General features: G+C 62.1%; 14 protein-coding genes. All 14 read right to left on the bottom strand.

Annotated elements, in window-relative coordinates:
• Positions 1 to 4: 4 nt before the first annotated feature.
• The 14 genes from PM3016_RS20360 to PM3016_RS20425 all read right to left on the bottom strand — a co-directional run bounded on the left by PM3016_RS20360 (position 5) and on the right by PM3016_RS20425 (position 23,431).
• Positions 5 to 1,327, bottom strand: a complete 1,323-nt coding sequence (locus PM3016_RS20360; RefSeq protein WP_013918406.1) for an ABC transporter substrate-binding protein — start codon at positions 1,325 to 1,327, stop codon at positions 5 to 7.
• A 186-nt stretch (positions 1,328 to 1,513) separates the two neighbouring features.
• Entirely contained in the window at positions 1,514 to 2,227 is a 714-nt protein-coding gene (locus PM3016_RS20365) for a hypothetical protein (RefSeq protein ID WP_013918407.1), read from the bottom strand.
• 13 nt (positions 2,228 to 2,240) lie between these two features.
• Positions 2,241 to 2,984, bottom strand: a complete 744-nt coding sequence (locus PM3016_RS20370; RefSeq protein ID WP_014370753.1) for a hypothetical protein — start codon at positions 2,982 to 2,984, stop codon at positions 2,241 to 2,243.
• A 38-nt stretch (positions 2,985 to 3,022) separates the two neighbouring features.
• On the bottom strand, positions 3,023 to 3,988 hold the full coding sequence (locus tag PM3016_RS20375; RefSeq protein WP_013918409.1) for a carbohydrate ABC transporter permease: 966 nt from the start codon (positions 3,986 to 3,988) through the stop codon (positions 3,023 to 3,025).
• A 43-nt stretch (positions 3,989 to 4,031) separates the two neighbouring features.
• Complete coding sequence (locus PM3016_RS20380) at positions 4,032 to 4,898, bottom strand: carbohydrate ABC transporter permease (protein ID WP_013918410.1); 867 nt, start codon at positions 4,896 to 4,898, stop codon at positions 4,032 to 4,034.
• Positions 4,895 to 7,174: a DUF5696 domain-containing protein gene (locus tag PM3016_RS20385; protein WP_014370754.1), complete on the bottom strand. Its 2,280-nt coding sequence runs from the start codon at positions 7,172 to 7,174 to the stop codon at positions 4,895 to 4,897. Before PM3016_RS20385 ends, PM3016_RS20380 begins: the two co-directional genes overlap by 4 nt.
• Positions 7,171 to 9,318 (bottom strand): YIP1 family protein, encoded by a 2,148-nt coding sequence (locus PM3016_RS20390; RefSeq protein WP_013918412.1) that lies wholly within the window; start codon positions 9,316 to 9,318, stop codon positions 7,171 to 7,173. Before PM3016_RS20390 ends, PM3016_RS20385 begins: the two co-directional genes overlap by 4 nt.
• Before the next feature lie 2 nt (positions 9,319 to 9,320).
• Positions 9,321 to 12,578 carry a glycosyl hydrolase gene (locus PM3016_RS20395; protein ID WP_014370755.1) on the bottom strand — a complete coding sequence of 1,086 codons (3,258 nt, stop codon included), beginning with the start codon at positions 12,576 to 12,578 and terminating at the stop codon, positions 9,321 to 9,323.
• Positions 12,575 to 14,641 (bottom strand): beta-galactosidase, encoded by a 2,067-nt coding sequence (locus PM3016_RS20400; protein WP_014370756.1) that lies wholly within the window; start codon positions 14,639 to 14,641, stop codon positions 12,575 to 12,577. The genes PM3016_RS20395 and PM3016_RS20400 overlap by 4 nt, the downstream gene beginning before the upstream one ends.
• Complete coding sequence (locus PM3016_RS20405; protein ID WP_014370757.1) at positions 14,638 to 16,746, bottom strand: hypothetical protein; 2,109 nt, start codon at positions 16,744 to 16,746, stop codon at positions 14,638 to 14,640. The genes PM3016_RS20400 and PM3016_RS20405 overlap by 4 nt, the downstream gene beginning before the upstream one ends.
• The gene (locus PM3016_RS20410) at positions 16,710 to 19,799 is read right to left on the bottom strand and encodes a glycoside hydrolase family 2 protein (RefSeq protein ID WP_014370758.1); all 3,090 of its coding nucleotides are present in this window, start codon (positions 19,797 to 19,799) and stop codon (positions 16,710 to 16,712) included. The genes PM3016_RS20405 and PM3016_RS20410 overlap by 37 nt, the downstream gene beginning before the upstream one ends.
• A 14-nt stretch (positions 19,800 to 19,813) precedes the next feature.
• Positions 19,814 to 21,460 carry a hypothetical protein gene (locus PM3016_RS20415; RefSeq protein WP_014370759.1) on the bottom strand — a complete coding sequence of 549 codons (1,647 nt, stop codon included), beginning with the start codon at positions 21,458 to 21,460 and terminating at the stop codon, positions 19,814 to 19,816.
• A complete protein-coding gene (locus tag PM3016_RS20420; RefSeq protein WP_013918418.1) occupies positions 21,450 to 22,340 on the bottom strand; it encodes a sugar phosphate isomerase/epimerase family protein in 891 nt (296 codons plus the stop codon). The genes PM3016_RS20415 and PM3016_RS20420 overlap by 11 nt, the downstream gene beginning before the upstream one ends.
• Positions 22,337 to 23,431 (bottom strand): Gfo/Idh/MocA family protein, encoded by a 1,095-nt coding sequence (locus PM3016_RS20425; protein WP_013918419.1) that lies wholly within the window; start codon positions 23,429 to 23,431, stop codon positions 22,337 to 22,339. The genes PM3016_RS20420 and PM3016_RS20425 overlap by 4 nt, the downstream gene beginning before the upstream one ends.
• Positions 23,432 to 24,147 lie beyond the last annotated feature (716 nt).

Consider the following 24,147-nt stretch of genomic DNA (forward strand, 5'->3'; position numbering starts at 1 on the left):
GCCCTTATTTCGCGGCTTTTTCCGTCTGGATGCCCTTCGTCGTCTGCTCTTCGATCATCCGCAGGGCGGTGGCCGAATCCTTCGATTCGCCGAAGATCAGCGGGGAGAATACGTTATGCACAGGCACATCGACATACGTGAGGCCGTTCGCACGGGCAGCCGGCGGCATGGCATTCTTGCTGGCGAAGATCGCTTTCGTGTTCTTGCCCTGCATCTGCGGCAGGTTCTTGCCGAATGCGTCCTGTACCGCCTTGCTTTCCAGCGGACCGATAATCCCTTCTTTTGCGAATTCGATCTGCATCTCTTCGGACAGCAGGTAGGAGATTACCTGGAACGCCTGATCTTTCTTCGTCGACTGCTTGGTGATGTACGCGGAGTACATGTTCGGCTGTGCTTTCGTCTGCGGCGCATCCGGGAATGAAGGCATGGAGGCGATATCGAAGTTCAGGTTCTTGTTCTGCTCATGCCACTGGATGATCTTCTCGGATACGTGCACGGTCATCGCCATCTTGCCCTTAGGGAAGTCATCGACCGACGTGAACTGGTTCGCCGGAATTTCGTAGAAGCGCCGCAGGTTATCGACGACCTTCTTCCAGCCGTCCGTGCTGAGCTCCGCCTTGTCTTCCGTCAGGCTGAGCGGCGAAAGCGACAGCTGGTTGTAGTTCATATAGAGTCCCGGGTGCTGCTGGTACCCTTTGTATGTGTTCTCTCCCTCTACGCGGGTCAGCTTCTTGGCGAGCTCGTAGATCTCGTCGTAGGTCATTCCGTCCTTCGGATAGTCGACCCCGAACTTATCGAAGATGTCCTTGTTGTAGAAGAGGACAAAATCACTGAGCTGAAACGGCAGACCGTAGATGTGCCCTTCCGGTGTCACGTTCTTCATCTGGGCGAAGGCGGCCTGGTTCAATTTGCTCGTGTCGAAGTTGTATTTCTTGATGAGCTCCGACATGTCGTACTGCAGGTCATTCTTCAGAATGTAGCGCTGCAGGTTCATCCGTGCGTTGTCGATGATGATGTCGGGAATCGTACCGGCGGCGATCAGATCCTTATACTGCCGGCCGGGATTATCCCAGTGTACGTGCTTGAACTTAAGGTCCGGGAACTTTTTCTTGAGATGCTGTCCGATCTGCTTCTCGAAGTTCTCTTCCTTGGCGTAGAAAGCAGGATACACAGTATAGATGAAAATTTCATTATCCGGCGCTTTCTCCGCCTTGCTGGCTTCCGGCGCCGGCTTGTCACTGGCCACCGGCTCGTCTGTACAACCTGCCGCGACGGACATCGTCAAGGCCAACGCCGATGCGGCCGCAATCCACTTTTTCTTGTTCATGCCTGAATGGAACCTCCCTTTTTGCGTTTCGGTGCCATGACTGGCCGAAGCCCATGACCGTAATATGTTACCGCTTACTTGTTCTACTTTAGTATGAAAAGAAGGACGGGACATTAGGGGGGCGGTTCGACTTTATAGGTTATTCGGCGCATCCTGGCAGGCTTGCTTCCAAGCGCGCTTCCAGGCTTACTTGGCGGAGCCTGTCGCCCACTGCACGGCGGCGTCGAACAGCTTCCAGCCCTCCTCCGTCTGGTTGATCTCCTCCCCATTGAACAGGTAGAAGAGGATCTCCCGGGCGGCCGCCTGCTGTCCGCTGGCCTTCGTCGACCCCTTCTCATAAGCGAAGATCGCCGCATTCTGCTCCTCACCGGGGACGGTCGCGATCACAATCGCATCTTCTCCCGGGGTTGCATAGCCCATTTTCCCGTTGTCCTTGTACACGTCGACCTTGCCCGAGAGCCCGGCGGCCAGCGGATGCCCGCTGTCCTTGATCTCCAGCGCCTTCGCCGCATTCCCTCCCTCGAGATGGCCGTAGGCTTCCTCATCGGACAATCCGATCTGCGGTGCCGCCTGGACCTCCGCATAGATGACGGGCACGGGGAGCGTGATGAATTTGTCCTCGATTTTGCCCGAGTTGACGGATTCGCTGACATAGATCAGCCCGTAGCCTTTGGCGGATTCGGTGGTCACTTCTTTGTCCGCGACAATCGTCACCTCCATGCCGTGCTTCTCGCGCAGGCGCTTGGCGAGGATGGCGTCCCCGCCGCCGTCCCTGCCGACAAGCAGCGCCTTCTTCGCGTTGTTCTCCGGAGCGGCTGCGGGGGCGGCCTCATCCTGCTGGCACGCCGAAGTGAACAGCAGCGCGCCGGCCAGCATCATCATTCCCAGCATACGTTTCATGGTCCCTGCCTCCTTATGGTTTTGGGTTCTGTGCGGCCCACACGATCGCCGCGTCGAGCAGCTTCCACCCATCCTCCGACTGGTTCTCCTCTTCGCCCGTCGGCATATAGAAGAACACCCGGCGCCCCGGCAGCGTCTGCCCGCCGGCGCCCTTCGCCCCTTTTTCATAAGCGAAGACGAGCGCTTTCTTCTCATCGCCCGGGGCTGCCGCAATGACGGCCGCCTCCTTCCCGGGAGCGGCATAGCCCATCCGGCCGGATGCCGCATACACAGCCGGATCCCCGGAGAGACCGGCCGCCAGGGGATGCTTCGGCTGCACCAGTCGGACCGACTTCTCTCCCGTCAGGTGGCCGTAGCTCAGGGGCTCCGTCAATCCGGCGGCCTCGGCCAGCTGCGGCTTGGCGTAGATGATGCCTGCGGCTACGTCCTTCAGACCGCTGTCCACCCGGGCCGCATTCACCGAGTCGCTGACATAGATGACGGCGTAATCTTTGGCCGCCTGCGCCGTGAATTCATTCTCCGACATATCCATGACAAGATAACCGAGCTTCTCCAAATGGCTGATCAGCACGGGATCGCCGCTGCCCTCTTTTTTCTTCAGCAGGAGCAGCTTCTTGGTCCCTGCGGGCGCTGCTTCCTGCCCGTCTCCCGCCCCGGCGGAACCCGCTTCCTGCGTGGAGCAGGCGGGCAGGAATGCGGTCAGCATCAACATCACCGCCAGCAGTGCAGCCAGCGGCCGCCCATTCAAGCGCTTCATGTGGTTCCTCCTTCCGGGCTTTGCGGCCCGGTTCTTCACTACTCCACCAGTCCGGTCCGCTCCACGCCTTCGATGAACCACCGCTGCGTGAAGAGATAGAGCAGCATCGGCGGAATGATCATGAGGAAGGTCGTCGCCATCCGGATCGCCTCGTCCGTGACCGAAGGGCCGTACACCTCGGCCTGCTGGCGGAGGGCGGAAGCGATCCGCGAGATGCCCATGGAGAGCGGCGCGGTTTCGATATCCGAGAGATACATGCTCGGCAGATAGAAGTCGTTCCACGTCCACACGAACGAGAACAGGAAGACGACGAGGATCGCGGGTCTGGCGAGCGGCATCATCACCTTGTAGAAAATTTTGAACACGCCCGCCCCGTCGATCCGGGCCGCCTCCTCCAGTTCCTTCGGCTGGGTTGAGAAGAACTGACGATAGATGATGACGAAGAGCGCGCCCTTCAGTCCAAGCCCGAAGAAGGCCGGCACGATGATCGGATAGATCGTATTGAGCATCCCGAGCTCTCTGGCATAAATAATGTTCGGCAGAATCGTCACCTGCATCGGCACGATGAAGGTCAGCAGCAGGCAGCCGAAGAGCAGCCGTTTGAACGGAATCTTCAGCCTGGCGAACGCATACCCGGTAACCGCGCAGGAGATCGTCTGCAGCACGGCCACCGACAGGGACAGCGTCAGCGAGATCCCCAGCGCCTTCGGATACTTGAGCCACTCCCACGCTTCCTGAAGGTTGCCCAGATAGAGCGTGTTCGGGAACCATTTCACGGACGGGTCCAGCAGATCGCCCGGATTCTTGAGCATGGTCGCCAGCATATGGAACACCGGCTTGAGATAGATGTAAGCGGCGTCGAGCAGGATGAGGTAGATGAAGCACTTGAACAGCAGCCCTTTATCGGCTTCCCTGCCGATAATCTTCCAGCGGGCCCGGTCCAGCAATTGCGGAAGCTCGGACCGCCGGGTTTTGGTTAATTTGTCCAGCTTGGTACCCAGCATGGTGTCCCTCCTTTCCCTCTATGAATGATTGGTGTGCAGGGGCTTACCTGGAGGCCCGCTGCGGTTTGGTCGCGAGGTGGAAAACATAGAAGATAAGTGCCAGGAACACGCTGATGATCGCAAAATAAATCCAGATGAGCGCGCTGTACTGCCCGTATTCGCTCTCCCGTACCCGCTGCAGGATGGGGTTGGTCGGGAACGTGAAGAGGTCGACCACGGTATAGATCATGTTGAGGAAGATGAACGGCGTCATGGCCGGCAGCGTAATCTTCCAGAAGGTCTCCCACGGGCCCGCCCCGTCGATCCGGGCGGCTTCGTACGCCGAGTTCGAGATCGTCTGGCGTCCGCCGAGGAAGATCAGGATCTGGACGCCGGAGTACCACAGGATGAGCACGAAGGAATTCAGGATCGAGATCAGCGGCGTGGACCACGTCGGAGACAGGTAGGCTCCGATGATGCCCGAGACGTTGTACTTGGCCATAAAGCCGAGCTCGCCCTCACCCTGCATCAGGAATTCCTTGACCACCTCGCCTGTCGCGAGAATGACCGGAAGGAAGAAGATCGCCCGGAACAGAGTGCGGCCAGCGAACGGCTGGTTAAGCATCATGGCAATCAGCAGGGCGAAAATGACGATAATCGGAATCATGAACAGCGCCTGCCTCAGGAACGGCAGCAGGTCGTTATACAGGATGCTCCCGTTCTCGAAGAGGATGGTCCGGTAATGGGTCCATCCGATGAACTCCGTTGTCGTGCTGGAGGCGGTGATGGTCACGTTCTGGAAGCTCATGAACAGGGAGTAGCCGATCGGGAACGCCATGAAGACCAGGAAGCCGGTCAGCCAGGGGGCGATGAAGAGCGTGCCTTCGAGATACTCCGTCAAAGAGGAGTTCATTCTCAGTCTCTTTTTCATGACTCTCCCCCTCCTTCCCCAAGGACCGCAAAGTTCTGTGCGGGAACCGTGTAGTCAGCGGTCTGGTAAGGCTCCCGGTTGTAATTCACGATCAGCTTCCTGCCGTTCGCGTAGGTCGTCTCCTTCACACCGGGCGCCAGCGTCCGGTGGTTCGTGATGAACTGGTTCTGCACAGGGCCGAGCGCTTCGTTGTACCGCTTATACTGCTCGGCAGCCTCGTTCTCCCAAGCGGGGAAGTACGTGTTGTAATACCGGATGCCGTAAGCGTTCACGAAGGCCTGGGTCTGCGCCTGGGTGAATATGAACGAAGGCTCCGCCCCGTACTCGATGTCGCGGAGGAAGTCGTTCACATCCTCCTGCCGGTTGTTCACGTATTCGGAGGAATACGAGACGAGACCGTGCAGCGTGATCTGGGCGAATGGCACCGGTTCATCCGTGAAGAGATCGTAGGAGTGATCGTAGACCAGCTTCCGGATGTGGTCCAGATACGGCAGGGCATAGAAGTTGGACTGGGTTCCTTTGACGCTGCCAAGCGACTCTTTCGCCCGGCCGAGCACCCGCTCCTGCACATCCCGTGCCTCGTCCCGCGGAGCCCCGAAGCCCGTATTGTAGTCGCTGTACAGGCGCTGCCCGATCCCGTTCATGACGATGCCGCTGACCCCGAGCTCCTTATAATCCGGCAGTGTTTCCTCCAGGCTCTTCTCCGCGAACTTGTCGCTGACCGCCGGCACCCGCTCTCCGTTATACAGCAGTCCGAGCGTCAGATTGCGGCCGGCGAGGTTGACCTTGGCATGGAACCGGTCGTCGAAGCCGCCGCCTCCCGTATTGTTAGCCGCAAGCTCCGTATCGAGGTAGACCGGATACCCGTAGCCGCGTGCCTTGTCGATGAACGACTTCATCCCGGCGCTGCCGCCGATGGACGAATCCGCCGGGAGCGAACGGCCGAAGGAGCTGTACCCCCCCTTCTGCCAGCCCATGTAAGTCAAGGACATCCGGGGCACGCCCTTCTGCGTAAGCGTGTCGACCATGCGGGAGGCGTCGGAGGTGTCCGTCAGCTTGATATACCGGTCGCTGACCACGCCCTCCTCCCGGTCCCCGCCGATCAGGTCGACGTGCAGGGGAAGGTTCTTGTCTTCGTCTGCGCGGGGTTTGATTCCCTTCTCCTTCATGAGATACTCGCGGTACGTCTGCGCCATGCCGACATAGCCCGCTTTCTCCGGACCCAGGATATAGTACCTGACAACCCGGTCGCTTCCGAACAGCTCGTCGCGGTTGTAGTCGACATAGCCCCATTCGTCCGGCGAATTGCGGCTTGTGAACTGCAGGAAGCTCGCGCGGTAATTCATCTGCGCCGTTACCCAGTTGTAACCGCTGAGCACGCCGGCCGGGGCCGCTACGATATTGGCGTACTCTTCCCCTTCATGGAGCACGGCCAGGAAGCCCTTGCCGCCGGTTTTCATGCCGAAGACCGGCATGATGATCTTGTTGCGGTTGCTGCCGAGCCCGGCAAAGGTCTGGTCCTGCCCGTAGACGCTCTCATCATAGATCTTGTTGACGTTGTTGCCGTTCTCCTTGTACCGGATCAGGGCTCCCGCGCCGTCCGGAATGAACATGTAGCCGTCCTGGCCCGCGGAATATTCCGCCCCGAAGAACGGATACAGGCGGACCCAGATCAGCCCCATCTTCGTCTCCCGGATGCCGTCGCGCGGAATCCGGGTCTGGATATAATCTCCCTGGAGCGTCACCTCGACCGGAATGCGGAAGCCGGTAGCAGGCAGTTCGTAGACGAGAGAGAATCCGCCCGGGATCTCCTTCACTTCCTTGATCTGCCCGCCCTCTGCCGCCAGGTTCGTCTCCTTGGCCTGCACGTTGCTCTTCGAGAAGTCGACATACTGCACCATCAGAGGGGAGGCCAGATGCTTTTTCCAGTTCTCGGAGATCTTCTCCTGTGCCCAGAACTTCGGCTCGGGATAAGAACGGTGTACACTCCCCGTTCGTTTGTCCTCGATGATAAAATGCCCTGTCTTCTCGTCAAGCTTCAGCTTCAGAGCATCGGACTCGGCCATGACCTTGAAGTCCTGGTCCTCCGGAAGCCGGGCGGGCACGGCTTGCGCCGGGGCGTCTGCGTTCCCCTGCTCCGGTGCGCCCAATGCCGTACGGCTGCCTGCCTCCGGCTTGAACTCCACGGGCACGCTGACGGCTCCATAGATCAGGGCGGCGGCGAGAAGGACCGCGATGATGATGTTTTTCTTGCCGGGACTTCGGAACCTGCTCATCGGTTCACCACCTCCTGGAGCATCTCACGAATTAAGGAAAGCAGATCGCTGGTCAGACCGCCCGTGACGAACAGCAGTACGCCGATCACGAGCATGGTGCACAGCGTAAGTACAATATTGATGACGGTCTCGCCGACGCTGTAATTGTGAATGAACTGCACCTTCCAGAACAGGAGCAGGCCGGTCCACAGGGTCATGCCGGTGAGGACCATCGAGTAGACGGACTCTTCGGACAGCGTCATGCCGTTGGAGAGCAGCGCCAGCGGAACACCTACGACGATATACGGAACGAACACATAGGAGCTGCCGATGACGATGTCCCGGAAGCGGCCCTCCCCGCGGTAGATGGAGCTCACGAGATGGTTCGAGAAGACCCAGCCCGCCCATACGATGAAGGACTGCAGGAATAACGTGTACACGTCCACCATGCGCGTCATATTGAAGGCGAACCCGGTCACCGACTCTTTGAACACCAGAGCCAGATAGACGGCTGCGAGCAGGACCAAGGCGCTGGCATAGGTGCCCTTGCCTTCATACCGTACGGCCGTAAAGCCGTCGACCGGATGCTTCAGGATGTAGAAGGCATGCTTCAGGCTGCGGAGGAAGGAGCTGCGGGGCTCGCTTCTCCGGCTCCACCGGGCCCGGAAGGACATGCCTGCCGTCCACCGGCCTGCCGCCAGGAAGAGCACGCTGCCGAACACCGTCAAACTGGCAATCCAGGAGAAGTTGCTCTGGAACCAGAGCATCCGGATCTGCCAGAACGATTCGGAGTAGCCTTCGCGGTCACCGGCTTCCTTGAACAGCGCCTGCGCCTTCGGGTAGTCCTCCTTGTGGAAGGCGGCCTTGGCGAGACCCAGGATTGCGGGGGTGAACTGGGCATTCATCCGCAGCACATCCCCCCACGGCTTCTCGCTGCCGTTGTAGTTCCCCGCCAGCGTCAGCTGGTTGGCCTCGTCGACCTTCTGGCCGAACTCCGAGAGGCGGAATACCTGGACGATATTCTCCTGATCGTCCAGAACGAACAGCTCGCTGCGCGAGTTGATATCCAGCGCCGCCGGGCTCTTCAGAAGCCCGACCTGCGAAGAGCCTGCGGCGGACGGGCCGCCCCAGAAGTACAGCAGGTTCCCTGCATAGTCGTAATGCGAGATATACTTGAACTGCTGGTCGACCACGACCATGTTCCCGCTGCGGTCCACCGCCACGTCGATCAGCTGAGGGGTCGGCGCCCCCTGCGCCGTTGTGGAGGCAGCCGCCGCCGCGGCCGCCGCAGCATCGCCCGGACGGGATTCGCCGAAGGATTTGACCGAGCTGCGCAGCAGATTGGCTCCCTTCGTGTTCAGCTTCTTGAGCTGATCGCTCTTGGTCATCCCCCCGGTGACGGTGTAGATATAGCCGTTCTGATCCGTGGCCACGCTGTTGATCGTCTCCGGCTTTTTGGCGACCTCGTTCGCGTACATCTGCTTCGTGTACAGCATCCGCTTCAGTGCGTCAAGCGGGGACAAGGCCGTGCGGTTGGCGCCGAAGAAGCCCTGGAACTTGCCCCGGGGATCCAGCAGCACCAATCCTTCATATCCTCCGTGCACCGCGATATACAGGAATCCGCGCTCATCGACCATGACCTTCGCCGGGTCATAGGTGAACGTCTCCGAGATATATCGGGAATCCGGACGTCCGAATTCCTGCTGCAGCTTTCCGTCCGGGCCCAGCTTGACGACCCGTTTGTTCCCCGTATCCGCGATGTAGATCTCGCCCTTGCTTGTCACGAAGACCCCTTCAGGCTTCTGCAGCGGGCTCTCCGGCAGGGTCAGGTAGCGGATCAGCTTCCCCTGCTCCGTCATGTGAACGATCCGGTTGTTCCCCGTATCGGCTATGTAGACCTCGTTGTTCGCATCGATAAAAATATCCTTCGGATTCCGCATCGGTGAAGGGATTCGTGCCGTGCTGCCATTGCCCTCCGGCGCCGTCAGGTCGCCCCCGAGGACGCCCATCGGATAATAAGCCGGCTGAAGCCAGATCAGATTGCCGTAGCTGTCTTTCGTAAACGTGGGATACTTCACTTCGGCCTGTGCGGCCCCCGGCATCAGCGCGGTGCACAGGATGATCAGGGCCGCAATGAGCCTCCGCCAGCTGCCAGTATTTCTCATGCTTAACCTCCCTTTCCTCCCTGCTCCTGTACGCGGTACAGCCTGATTCCGCCGAATAAGCCGTAGGGCCGCAGCCGGTAAGCCGGGCTGTAATCGCCGCCTTCCTTCCGGAAGGACGACCAGCTGGTAATGGACGGATCCCCTGAGGTGTGGTGGAACGGGCCGAGCAGATTGCGCGGGCTTCCCATGACCTCCACCTCGATGAGATTCTCTCCTTGCCGCAGGCGTCCGCTGATGTCGAGCCGGTTAGCGGCCCTCCATGGCACGTGGCCCGCGGTTTCTCTATTGATCCGGACCTCTGCCGTGACGGCCTGGAAGCTGCCGAGCTCGAGCCATGCCGGTCCGCCCGGAGTAAGGCCTCCATCCACCGTGAACCGGTAAACCATGCTTCCGGCATAATGCGGGTAGCCCTGCAGGCACCAGTCGCCGAGCTGCAGCTTCTCCGGTTCGCGGGTGATCCTCCTGCCCTCATCCACGCCGAAATCTCCGGTAAGATAGAGGTCCTCGACCTCCATCCGCTGATGATACCGGCACGAGAGGATCAGTTCATTGCGGCCTGACCGCAGCCCGCTGAGGGGCACGCGGTCGAACGAGCGGTCCAGGAACCAGCCGTCCGGCACCGCAGGAACCGGGTTTCCATTCAGCCGGAGCTCATACTCCCCGGCGGATTCCACCACCAGGTGGATCTCTCCTTCCGGAACGTCCGTCACTTCAAAGTCAAACCGGAACGCGGCCGGCGTGCCGTCTCCCGGGTGGGGTTCATGCACCCACCGGTATCTCTGCTCGAGCCCGTTGCCGTATACCTGCCTCATGCCGAGAGCTTCGCGGACCGCCCGCTGGGCCTGCCATACGTCCATCTCCCCGGACCATTCCCCGTCTCTTAGGCGGTAGGAGCAGCGGTCCAGCGTGAGCGCATTGGGCGCCGTGCGTGTGAAGCCGGCGGGTTCCTGGAGGAGCTCCATGCGGATGGTGCCCGGATCCTCGAGGAGCAAAAGGGCTTCGGATGCCGGCGAGGCATTCAGGCCGGTTTCCGGTGCCCGGTCCGTATGCAGCACGTACAGCTTGGAATCGGCCGGACCGAAGCTCGCGTCGAATTCCAGCAGCCCCTCTTGGCTGCGCCGGACGGGAAGAACCGTCACCTCGCCTGTAAGCGCATTCCACTCTTCGAGCAGGCCCGCTCCCTCCAGCATGATCGTGACTTGCTGTTCCCCGTCCCTGTCGTTGTTGACGATGAACAGCACCCGGCGGTTATCCGCTTCCTGCAGCATATACAGCATCTTGTCGGCTTCCGCGGGTTCCGTATGCTGCGGCGTCTGTTGCCGAATGCTGACGCGTCGGGGCAAGAAGGATTCAAGTGCGGCTGCGGCCGCCGCACCATCCGGAACCACCGTTAGGCCCGGGTGGCCGTACAGCCGGGACAGCTCAGGTGCGGGACGTCCTTCCAGCAGCTCCGCCGGAGGCCCCACTGCGACCACCCTGCCGCCGGCTTCAAGGAAGCCGGTCAGCAGAAGGAACGTGCTGCGCAGCATCGTACGGATCTCCGGCAGCACCACTGCCCGGTATTCCGCCCGGCCTGCCGCCAGCCTTGCCGTCTGCTCCGTCTGCCGGACACTGCCGATCTCCGACAGGATGATCTCGTCTCCCAGATCGAAGTCGTAATGGGCGCCGAGCAGCCCGCGGAGGAAGGCATTGAATTCGTGCCCGTACCGGTTGGCGGCGGACACGTCCCTGTCTTTGCCCCGAGCCGGGAATCCGTAGGGCCCGGTGCCGACCATGCTCCACGCGGTGGTCGACGGATGAAGAACCAGGACGTCGCGGACCGGGCGTCCTTCGGTCAGGACCGCCGAGAGCCTCGCGTAATAATCCTCGATCACCCGGCTGTACTTCCACCAGCTCGTATTGTAGTGGAAGACGGGCGGATAATCGCGCTTGCGGCAGCCCTTGATCGAATACAGGGCGAGATGCTGCGAGCGCAGATTCACGCCAAGCACGTACTGAAAGTCGCCGACCCACCGCTGTCCCTCGAAGGTAAAGCCCCAGCCCGTGCAGCCGTAGGTCTCGCTGAGCACCACCTTGCGTCCGTATTGATGGGCGACGGAGGTGCACTGCTTGACGGTAATCGTCTCGTTCGTCTGTTCCCCAAGCATATCGATGCCGGGCACATGCTGGTATCGGTAGTTCGGCATGACCGCCCCGCATACCCGGGTGGCCGTGCCGAGGTTGTTCTCCCACAGGTAATGCCCGGTAAAAGCGAGACCGCGGCTGCCGCACCACTCCCCGATCTGCCCGGAGTAAGCTTCGCTGAACCGCTCCGTCACCGTGCGCCAGTAGTCGTGGCGGGCCTGCGGAGACAGGCTTCCGTCGAAGAACAGGTAAGGGGCGGTATCCAGCACGTCACTGCCCCGCCGTTCCCGGTAGAATGCCGGGAACGACCCGCTCCACGGCAGCCAGCCGCGGCCTGCGGTGAACCGGCAGTGCCGGTCGTGGATGCTCGGTTCGTCGGTGAACACGCCGCGCACGGCACTTCCGAAGCTGCCCCCGACTTCCCGCTCGTAGGCCTCGTAGGTGAGCTCAATGAACGTGCGCACCGTATCGGGATTGAGGTTATCCGGCGGAGCCTCTCCGTTGAACCATTCGCTCCGCTCGGATACTTCCACGCGGAAGAGCAGATATACGGTTTCATGGTCTTGGTCCTGTTCCTGCTGCGGCTCCAGGATCGGAGGCAGCAAGGTGTTCTCCGCTGCCGCTGCTGCTTCCATCCGGCTGCCGAACATCACCTGCAGATCCAACCGAGTGCAGCTCAGCAGGCTCCGCTCTGCAATCACCGCCCGGAAGAGCGCCACGGGAGCGCCGTCAGCCAGCCTCTCAGCCAAGCGGCCCGAGCCTTCCTTCTCCGCCGGGACGACCTCGAGCGTCAGTCCCTTCGCCCGATAATCATCCCCGCCCCTGGCCTGCACGAGTCCGCCGGCGAAACCCGAGGGCCAGCGGTCCTCGTCATAGAGCCACGCCTGCATGCCTTGCGCTTCCGCCTCTTCGACGGCCGCCCGGACCAGCTTCATCCACTCCGTGCCCATGTACTCGGTCTCCAGCCCGTCGCGGGAGTGGATGAAGAAGCCGCCCATGCCGCCTTCCTTCATCTCCCCGATCTGCCGGAGCACCTCTTCCTCCCGCAGCGCATCATTCCAGGCCCAGAACGGAGCTGCACGGTATTCGGCCGGCGGATCATCGAACCGTCCGCGCAGGGTTTGCGTGCTGCTCATGAGCCGTCACCTCCTTCTTCCGCGCCCAGAATGAGGACGCCCTGGGCCGGCAGGACTGCGGTGCCGCTGATCCGGGCTCCGCTCAGCAGATCCTGCTGCACTGCGCTTCCCAGATGAACCTCCCGGGGTTCATCGTTGTGATTGAGCAGGAAGGTGTACGCTTTCCCGTCCCGCTCCCTGCGGGTCACCTCCACACCGGTCACCCCATCATAGATCGGGCGGATCCCCTTCCCTTCGCAGAGATGGCGCAGCCATTCCCGCATGAAGGCGGGGTCCGGGCGGGTCGCCGTATACCACGCTTCACCCCGGCCGAACCGGTGCCGCGTCAGCGCGGGCGCATCCCGGTAATACCGGTCCGTGAAGACGCCCACCGTCTCCGCACCTTCCGGATGGACCACCTCGCAGACGAGGCCGCAGGCATGCTCATCTCCCTTCGGCATCCCGCCGATGTCCTGCAGCAGCCGCAGTCCGTTGCGCTGGTCCGGGAACAGGGCGTCGATCTCCTCGACCCACAGGCCGAGCAGCCGCCGCAGCTTCCCGGGATACCCGCCGGGCACCACCCGGTCATGCTCATCGGCAATGCCGCTGTAGAACGAAACGGCCAGGGTGCCGCCATTCCCCACGTAAGCCTCGAGCTTTTCCGCGATTCCCGGCTTCACCATGTAGAGCAGCGGGGCCAGCACCAGGTCGTACCGCTCGTAATCGCCGTCCGGCGGGATCAGATCCACCCCGATGCCGCTGCTGAAGAGCGCGTCATAATAGTGCTGGATAACCTCCACATATTTGAGATATGCGGACGGTCCGCCGCCCATCTCGACGGCCCACCAGTTGTCCCAGTCGAAGATCAGGGCCACCCGGTTCTCGGTGCGGGCTCCAGGCAGCCGGCCGCCGAGCCGGTGAAGCTCCTCACCCAGCTGCGTACATTCGCGGAACACGCGGGTGTTCCCGTGCCCGCAGTGGTCAATGACCGCGCCGTGGAACTTCTCGTAAGCGCCCAGTGAGCGGCGCAGCTGGAAGAACATGACCGAATCCGCCCCGCGGGCCACCGCCTGCCAGCTCCGCAGCCGCATGACGCCCGGCGGCTTGGCCGGGTTCACCGTCTTCCAGTTGATGACGCTCGGGGTCGATTCCATCAGGAGGAAGGGCTCTCCGCCTTTTAACCCCCTCATCAGATCGTACCGGAGCGCCATGACGCTGGCCGGCGTGCTGTTCTCCGGATACATATCCAGGGCGATGACGTCCAGATGGGGAGCCCACCGGAAGTAATCCAGCGGCTTGTACGTGCCGTTCCCCTGGAAGTTGGTGGTCACAACCGCATCCGGGATGATGCTCTTGATCGCCCGGGCTTCCAGCAGATAACACTCCAGCCAGCTGTCCGAGTTGAACCGGTAATAATCCAGCGTCATCCCCTGGAAGGCGGTCTGGTCGGAGTTGCCTCCCTGCATCCCCTCGCTCAGCCCGCTCGGAAGCACGATGTCCTCCCAATCGTAATAGGTATGCCCCCAGAAGCGGGTGTACCAGGCGCTGTTCAGGGCGTCGAGCGTACCGTACCGCTGCTTCAGCCACTCCCGGAACGCCGCCTCGCAGTTCGCACAGTAGCAGCGGATGCCGATCTCGTTGTTCACGTGCCACAGCGATACCGCCGGGTGATCCCGGTACCGCTCCGCCAGGCGCCTCGCCATCTCGGGCCCGAACCGCCGGAACGCGGGGCTGTGCGGGCAGGAGTTGTGACGCCGCCCGAACTTCCGCTTCTTGCCGTCGTAGGTAACGGCCAGAATGTCGGGGTACTTGCGGGCCATCCATGCGGGATGGGCTGCTGTTCCGGTGCCCAGGCAGGCTTCAACGCCGCTGGCATGGAGCAGGTCCAGCACCTCGTCCAGCCATTCGAACCGGTACGTGTCTTCATCGGGCTGGTTCAGCGCCCAGGAGAACACGTTGACCGTCGCGATATCGATGCCCGCCTCGCCGAACAGCTTCATATCCTCGTCCCAGATCTCTCTCGGAAACTGCTCCGGATTGTAGTCGCCGCCATAACGGATTTTGCCGAACCGCACTGCCGTCATCCGCCCTCCTCCTCTCTGAACCGCAGGGCATTCTGCAGCACAAGCGCAATCACCCAGGACGGGTTCCACGTGTTGCTGTGTCCTCTGCCGTTCCAATTCGTCTGAAAAAATCCTTCCCCCTGCTCTCCCGCCCTGCTGAACCCATACTCTCCGGGCTGCGTGCAGATGCCCTGGCCCATGGCGCCGAAGGACATCCGGCCGATCCGCTCATAGTCGGGGCGGCCGGTCATGCGGCCGAACTTCCACAGCTCATAGGTCGGAAAATAGACGTCCAGATGATGGTTCTGCACACTGACCCCGGGCCAGCCGGCGGCCAGGAAGTTCTGATCCCGGAACGGCGTGCCGCGGTCATACACCGGATTCCAGTGAAACACGAAGGTGAGGATCCAGTCCGCTCCAATCTCCGCCCACTCCCGGTACTCGTCACGGCCGGTAAGGGTGTAGAGCTCATAGGCCGCGAGGAAAAAGTACATGCCCGCTTCCTTGTCCTCGCACCTCGCATCCAGCGTGGAGCGGGCAAACGGACGGTCGAACGAGGCCGCATGCGCCTCATAATAGCTTCGCAGGCCGGCTTCCGCAGCAATCAGATCGGCGGCGTCTCCGCCTACGCGGTAGGCTTTGGCCAGGGCGATCGTGCAGGGCAGGCCCGCGGCCGTAACCATGCTGTCGGCCGGGGTGCCGTCCGTCCGCCAGGCGGCCGGATAGACGCCCGACGGCAGCCTGCTGCGCCGGAACCAGTCCGCCGCTTCGCAGACCGCCTCCGTCCAGCCGGCCGGGATCTCCCGGCCATGACCCCGAAGCAGCAGCGCCAGATCGGCCAGGTCGGCGATCGTCTCGCCCAGGGCGCGGCTCGGAACCACCTCTTCGCCGTTCCAGCGGAAGTGGTCCCACCGCCCTTCGGCGAGGTCGTACATGCCGCGCCTCAGTCCCGGCACCTCTGTCCGGCTGCCGTGCAGGTAGAAATCCGCCGCCTGCACAGCCTTGGTGATGCGTTGCTCTTCCCCGCGGCGAAGGCCGAGCGTCAGATCGCACCAGGCCAGCTTCAGGCCCTGACCCGTCCAGCCGTACATGAAGTGCGGCGGATGCTTGGGCGCCCGGCCGGGAACGGCCTCCGGAGCGAATTTGACGTAGCCGGCTTCCCCGCGCCCGCCGCTTCTCCAGCGGCCGTCGAGCGCGTTCGTCTTCAGGCGGACGATCTCTTCTGTTGACAGCGGTTCCGCCCCGTGCGGGTCATACAGATGAAGCGCCTGCCGGACCATTTCCCGGAAGCCGCGCCCCGGACGAACCCCTTCGCTCCAATCGAGCGCATAGTCTTTCGCCAGCGTCTCCCCGGGAGCCAGGTTCTGATAACCGCCGCGCCAGCTGTCCGTGCGGCTTTTGGCCGTACAGACCACATCTTTCTCTCCATTGAACATCACGACGCCGCTCAGGGCGGCGGCCACGATGCCGTTCTCTTCTTCTATCGCTCCCAGCGATCCGTAGCGTACGGTCCCCTCCTCCGTTTCCGAACAGGAAGGGATCGAGAACAGCGTGAAGCAGTAAGAGGTTCCCACGGATTCCAAGCCCTCCTGCCACTCGACATTCACCCCGGGAATCGGCAGCCTGTGCTCTTCGCAGATCACTCCCCGCCCGGGCCCCCTGCCCAGCTTGGGCACGATCCGCTGGGGATCGGAGGAAGGGTTGTCATTGTAGAGCATGTGAGGAATCGTCACTTTGCTCTGTTCTCCCTTCGGCAGAGGGAGCAGCAGGCCCAGCGCCGCATCCGGCAGTGTCCGCGCGGAGATGTTCGTCCACGAAACCTGAAGCCGGAGCAGCGATTGATCATCGTAGGTGAGCTCCAGCTTGATGCGGAGCAACCCGTTCACCACGGCGCTGATCCGGAGGCCGGGCTCCTCCCCGGAACTGCAGACATACACATCCTCCAGGGAGACGGCGGCGGTTTGCCAGGGCGTGCCTTCGGAGAAGGTCAGCAGCCGCTCCAGCGGCTCATCGAGGAGCCACGCTTCTTCGCCCCCTCCGCGCAGGCCGAGGCGCAGTCTGCATCCAGCGGCATCAACCCCCGCTTCGGCTAGCTTTCGTCCGTCCCGGCTGACGATGGCATGCACGGCGCGCACTCTCCTTTCCTGCCCAGCAGCGAGATCAGCAGACGGTCCAGGGTCGGATTGCAGCCGGCCCGTCCGGCGAGCGGCATGCAGATCAGGTACAAGCGTCCCTGACCAAGCCGCTTCACTCCGGCTACCGGTAGCCTGCGCTTGCCGTCCCGCTCTCCCTCCGAACGGTAGCTCCAGAGAATGGGCTCGATGCCCTCTCCCTCAAGCCAGCAGCCGGCGATCCCGTCCAGCCGGTCCTGTGTGAGGTTATAAAAGTAAGCGAAGTCATCCGCCTTCATCCACCCGAGTGCTTCTTCATCGGCAGCAGGACTGCAGGCGAGCGTGTATACCTCGCGGAGCTTCACGGCCCGTACGGACGAGTTCCCCAGGTCCCATTCCGATTTGTCCGCCCCGCCGGACAGCACCAGCACCGCGGTTCCCCCGGCCTTCACCTTATTCAGGATTCCGGTCCGGTTCTCCGTATACGCCTCGTGGGAGGTGACGAGCAGCGGTCCGTCCGGCAGCTCTGCCCCGGCGGGCGGTTCCGCCGGTAGGTCAAGCAGCGTGCACAGCATCCGTGCGCCGCTGTCGGCAGCGATCACCTTGGCCGGCTTCGGGATCGCCGCAGACGACCTGGCGAACGCTTCGAAGCTGAAGCGCTCGAGAGCCAGCCGCCGGCCCTGTGCATCCAGCAGGCAGGCATCCACATACATCGCCCTGCGGTCCTCGGTCTGCGGGACGGTCACCCGGATCGTTCCCGCATACCCGGCCGCTGCCGCCTGCACGCCTGCTTTGGTCTCATAATGCGCGTAATCCCCGTCGTCATCCCGCAGCGTAGCGAGGATCCGGCAGCCTTCCAGCTCCTCCGGCGCATCGTTCAGCAGCCAGGCTTCGATCTCCAGCGTTTCTCCCTCATACGCCTTCCAGCGGTCACAGCGCAGGCTCACGCGGCTTGGCTCCAGGCTGTCTTTGTAAGTAAAAAAGGCAGGCTTCGGTACACGATCCACGCCGACAAGCGCTTTCATCCAGCCGGAGGGCCAAGCGTCGATGAGCAGGTGAATCGCCGTCGACACGACCCGGTCGGCTCTCCGCCGCCAGGCATCGGTCATCAGCCGCGCCGCCAGGGCCTGATGCTTCTGGCTGGCTTCGATCCACTCCCCCACGGTCTCCTGCTCGGGATACCAGTCCCCGTGCAGGGAATATGACTGGGCACCATGAATGCGGTTTGGAAACCAGCGCTCCTTCTCCGAAGCCGGGAGCCATTCCGCAGGGTACTTGGCCTGCATGAGCTCGAGGCGGTCCAGCCCTTCGGTCCCGTATTCTCCGCAGCCCGCCTTCCAGCCGTCGCGGATCGCCGGAAGATAGCCCTTATACATTTTGCCGACGGAGATGCCGTTGTTCGTGTACCACATGTTGTAGCAGTGAAAATCCGGCAGCCCTTCCCGGGTGGGCGGGTTGTAATCGCCGTCGGCGTTCTTCACGACCCGGTCGGGATTCTCCACATAGATCGCCTGCCGTGAGGCGACGAAGAACGCTTCGAGCTCGCTGCGGTGCAGATGCCGGTGGCCTTTGCGGCGCTTCTCCGTCCGGGAGGGCTCGTTGATCAGGGAGACCATGACCGACGAAGGATGGCTTCGGATCAGCCGCTCCATCTCCGCCGCCTGGCGTACGCCTTCGACGAACTGGCTCCGTCGGATGAAGCCGAAGGTGGGCAGATCGCACTGGTGCATCATGCCGAGCATGTCGAAGTGATCGTAGATCTCTTCCTGCACCGGGCGCTGTGTGATCCGGTAGAAGTTCAGGTTCGCCAGCTTCGCGATCAGAATATCGTCGATGAGCTGTTCGTAATCCCCCGTCATGACACACTGCTGCAGGTGCCCCATCTCGTTGGCGCCCCGCAGGATCACCGGCCGGTTATTGAGGTACAGGGTCCCTTTGACCGGTCCGCTTTCGTCCATATGGAACTTCCGCATGCCGAATGTACGGTCAAAGCTGTCTCTCGGGCTGCCGTCCTCCATCAGCTCGACTCGGGCTGTGTACAGGTAAGGCGCCTCCGGCCGCCAGAGGTTGAAGGACGGGAAGTCAACCTTGTACCGGTAATAATTCAGCCCCGGTCCCGCATAGGCCACCGGGAAGGTCATGGGGCCGAGTACCGCGCCTTCAAAATTCTTCGGCATGATCTGCAGCTGCAGGCCGAAGTCCTCCTTGAGCCCGTTCTCCGTCTGGAACACGTCGATCCATACTTCGACGAAGCCCCCGTCGATGTCCGGACGGACAAACACGTCCTGCACGAACAGCGCCGGCCGCTCCTCCAGATAGACCTGGTTGTAGATCCCGGCCCCCGGCGGACAATGGTTCCACCCGCTGTACGGATCGTCCCAGCCCGGCCCGGTGGCCGCATACATCTTGTCGCCGTCCAGCTTCGAGCCGCCGACCCCCATCATCGGGTAGTCGTTATGAACCTCCACCACCAGCGTATTGCTCGTCTGCAGATAATCGGTCACATCGAACTCGAACGGGGCGAAGAAGCCCTCATGGCTGCCGATGCATTTGCGGTTCAGGTATACCACCGTCTTGTAATCGACTCCCTTGAAGACGAGGTACACCCTCTTCCCCGCGGGAACCGGTGCGTGGTTAAATTCCGTGCGGTAGAACCCCGTCCACCGGCCCTTCGCCCCTGTCGGTCCGCGGAAATCGGGCACCGTGACGGACTCCCAGTCTCCGGCGCCTTCGAGGACCCGGTTGAAATCGGCGTCCTCCGCCGTCTGATACCGGAACTGGAACTGCCTGCAGCTCTGTCTGCTTCGATGCAGCCGCGGAGGCGGGATCAGATTGCGCATGAACGGACGATAGGCCTCGCGAAGGCGCTTCAGCTCTTCACGGAAAGCGTGCAGCCGGGCCTCGTACGGCGGCTGCCCGCCATGGGGAGCCGCTTCCGCGGACGGGTAAAAAAAGCTTTTGTCATAGGCAGGGGGAGGAAGCTCGCTCATTCCGTCCCGGCTGCCGGGATGCTCGCGGAAGGCAATCTCCGCGAACGCATCCCCGTGTGGTGCAGGCTGCACGCTCATCAATCTCACTCCCGTCACTTCCCTGCTATGTCAAACTCCAGCCGGGTTCCTTCCGTATTCTTTGCCGTGATTCTCACTTCCGACGTACCGAACCGCTGTGTCCAGCACCCCGGCTCACCCAGGTGGGGCTCCACGGCTTCCCTTACTCCCTCTTCCAAAAAGTGGTCCGTCACGATCCACCGGCCCGCTCCTCTGCGGCCGCTGGCCGTAAGCTCCGCAGGGCAGTCCGCCGGCAGCAGCCAGCGGGCGATCACTACGGTAGCTCCTTCTTCCGCACGGACAGCGATTGCCCGGAAGGTCTCCGGCGAGAGGGAGCTGCCTCCGGCCAGGATCAGACCGGGCTGCCCCAGGGTCTGAGCGGTGACCTTCTCATCGAACACGAGCACGCTCCGTGCCGGATAGAACAGCCCGTGGACAGGTTCGCCGCCGATCACGCGGCCCTTCTCCAGCGGAAAGGCCTCAGGGGCCGTTGTCCGCTTCAGCTCATGCCGCGGGAATTCGTAGCCCGGGATGTGCATGCAGCTGCCGTGGGAAGGAATGGTTCCCCGGCTCAGCAGATGCCAGATGTGGAACACACTTTGCTGCGCTTCCCCGGAGACGAATGTCCGGCTGCCGAAGGACCGTTCGTTCTGTCCGTAGTTCGCGTCATCCGAGTGGATCACCGCAATGTCGGCCTCCGCCCGGGTGTGGTTCCAGGACAGCGGATGGGCGGGAACGAACGAGCGCGTGAACTGCTCCCACACTTCGCCGAATTCCGTCCGCCGGAAGCCCTGCGGCGTGTGCCGCAGCAGGATGTCCACGTTCTCGACGAACAGGTGGCTCGGTCCCATCAGGTAGCCCACCTTCAGCGCGGATTCGAATTCCTCCGGCGAGTGCCCGGGGAATCCGGGATAGCGGGTGAACCACGCTCCCGCGTCGGGACCCCACAGGTCGGCGCAGATCCAGAGGGAGCGGCCGTACTGCTTGGCGGCTCCGAGAGCTGTCGCCAGCTGGAGCGACTGGAACGATTCCTTCATGATCTTGGGGCATACGTCCATGCCTGCCCTGGCGAAGGTGTGGAACATCACCGGGAAGACGTGCTCGCTGATCAGCGGCAGGGAGGCATCCGGTTTTCCTGCCTGTTCCAGCAGGTGCTGTACCCGGCGGCCTCTGGCATCGACTGCCTCTTCGACCGTCCGGCGGGCGGAGTCCAGGTCCACGCCGTCGACGGAGCCCCAATGCGGGAACCAGCCATCCTTGCGGTATTGGGCGGCGTTGATCTGCAGGTGCTCCGGCTCGTCGTAGAGCAGCCCGATGCACCGGCCTGACCGCACAGCCTGCTCTACGGCCGCGTCCGTCACGTCGTAACGGTTCGTGCCTTCCACCCAGGGCCCGTTGATGTTACCGTATTCGTTGCCGAGGCACACATCCAGTCCCGCTTCTTCCGCGTCCGCCAGCAGCTGCGGAACTTCCCCCGCGTCCGGCATCACGTGATGGACATAGAATTCGGCTCCCAGCTCCGACAGCGCCTTCATAAAGTGCTTCGGCTCCGGCCTCGGGTCCTGGGAAGGAACGAGGCTTCCGGTTCCTGTCCGCATGATCTCTTCCGATGCCTCGGCCGCCCAAGGATCCGGCCAGCCCACAACCGGACCCTGAATGCCCAGTCTCGGTTTATGCTCCATGGCGGGCCGTCCCTTCTCCGGCCGGCTGCCCCCGCCCCGTGCCTGCCTTGAAGGCTGCGGCGATCCGTTCGAGGCATTCTCCCACCTCTTCGGGCTTCGCATGCTCCAGGATCAGGGGAACTTCGGGCAGCCGCCGGGCCAGCAGTTCGGCGTAGAGCGGCCAGTCCGCCTGTCCCGTACCCACCCGCGGCGTCGTGAACGTGCCGTCCTCGGCGTACAGGGCATCTTTGGCATGCGCCATCGGGCAGGCGGGCCCAACCGCATCGAACAGCTCCGTCATGGCTTCGCGCTGGCGCAGCAGGTCATCCTGCGTCAGATAATTGAACGGGTCCATCACGATCTCAAGCCCTTCGGACCCGAGCTCCTGCGTCAGCTGTACCGCCTGCCGGGGGCTGCCGAGCACATTGTTCACGAAGCCTTCGATGATGAGCACCGCCCCATTTTCCACCGCACGGTCTCTCAGCCTTCCGATCGTCCCCACGAGCTGTTCCCAGGCCTCCGCCGTGCGGTTCTCCGGGCAGTCCCGCCACGAATTGGTCGGATGCAGGCTGCCGGTCTCCGTCAGAATATACCTTGTTCCGTAGTGGGGACATAGGTCGATCATCTTCTCGAGCTGGCGGAGCTTCTGCTCCCGCTTGGCCGGGTCGGGCAGCATCAGGTTGGTATAACCGGACAAGCCGATGACCGCGATCCCGCCTTCCTCGAACAGAGCCCGCAGTCGCTGGGCACGTACCGGGGACAAGGGCTCCTCATCCATCACGCCGAGCTTCTGCCTCGGATCGAGCTGGATGTACCGGAGTCCGTGTTTCTTGGCCTCCCGCAGCATTTCCTCCGCCGACAGGCCCATATAGATGTAGCTCATAAAACCGAGCGGGTTCATGCCGTCACCGTCCTTCCGAGGATCTCGGACCGTTCGACGACCCGGCCCTCCTTGCTCGAGACGACCATAGCCGCCGTCAGGGCAACGGTCTGCAGATTGTCCCGGGCCGTTACCGGCGGGGCCTGGCCCTCCGAGACCGCGTTGATGAAGGCGATCATCGACCCGGCGAAGGCATCCGGGAACCACGAGCCTTTGAGCTTGATTTCGTGGATGACATTCTTGTGCTTGTTCAGTGCCATGTACAAGGTATCCTGCGTGCACCAGAGGCTGCCTTCCGTCCCGTCGATCCACCACGTATGGCTGTGCGAACGGCTGGCCTTGACGATATTGTTAAACTGCAGCGAAGCCATCAGGGGACTTCTTCCCCCTGCCGCCCCGAATTCCACGTTCGCCGAATAGATCAGCGGATCGACCGCATTCTGGCCGGGCAGCATGGCTGTCGTGCAGTGCACCCGGGACCATTCCTCGGATGAGGGGTTAAAGTGCCGGCAGAGATCGATATAATGCACGCCGTGGTCGACGATATTGAAGTCCTTCATGGTCGTCCACCACCGGCCGGCCTGATCCTGGAACGAACGGAGCACATGTTGCAGGCTGTACACCTCTCCGATGAGATCCTGCTCCAGCACCGCCTTCATCGCTTTGTGGGCCGGCGCCCAGCGGGCCTGCTGGTTCACGCCGAGCACGATCCCGAGCCGCTCCGCTTCCTCTGCCAGCAGCAGTGCGTGCTTCGGCTCCAATGCCAGCGGCTTCTGGCACAGAACCGGCCTTGGCGCTTCGGCGATCAGCCGCAGCACCTGCAGTCTCGGCTCCGGATGGATGGCGAGATCGATGATCCCCACATCCTCGCGTTCCAGAAGCTTCCTTACGTCGGTCGTCCAGAACGGGATGCCGAACGCTTCGGCGGTGGCGCGCGCCGCTTCCTCATTGACGTCACAGCAGGCGACGACCTGCAGGCCGTACTTGCGGTACGCGGGCAGATGCGCCGTATTGGCGATGCTTCCGCAGCCGATGATGCCGATTCCGTATGGTTTCCCGTCTGCTGTCTTCAGCTTACCGGGTGCATAATGTTCAGGTCTGATGAATTCCATAAGCTCACCTCTCTGCATCTAACAATACACCGTTCCGCGAAAGGGGTTATAGGCGATTTCTGCTTAGATTGGGGAGCATTCGTGCACCTGCGCTGGCGAGCGCGTGCAGGGCTTGGGGAATGGGGTGGATACGTTAGTAAATCGGACATCTCCGTGCTCGGTTCGAAGCCATCCGGAGCCATGAACTTGCTGGACAGGACAGTCTGCGAAGGAAGAAAGACTGCTGCTGAAGTCCATGACGATGGCATCGGAACGCTGAACCGGCTCGAGCCCCACAGTCTGGGATGGTGAATAACGAAGGGAGGCTGCCTGCTGCAGTCGAGGGAGATCATCCGGATTGATGAACCGGCACGAGCCTCGCAATCTGCCAAGGTGATCAACGCGGGGAGACTTCCTACAGTAGTAGGAATGATGTCATCCTGACCGCTAAACCGGCTTAAGCCCCACAGTCTGCGAATGATCTACCCGTGAGACTTCCTACCGTAGTCGGGGGTGATCTCATCCGGATTGATGAACCGGCACGAGCCTCGCACTCTGCGAAGGTGATCAACGCCAGGGAGACTTCCTGCTGTAGTAGGAATGATGTCATCCTGACCGCTAAATCGGCTTAAGCCCCACAGTCTGCGAATGATCTACCCGTGAGACTTCCTGCCGTAGTCGGGGGTGATTTCATCCGGATTGATGAACCGGCTTGAGCCTCGCAATCTGCAAGAGTG

The sequence above is a fragment of the Paenibacillus mucilaginosus 3016 genome (genome assembly GCF_000250655.1).
Taxonomy (GTDB): Bacteria; Bacillota; Bacilli; order Paenibacillales; family NBRC-103111; genus Paenibacillus_G; species Paenibacillus_G mucilaginosus.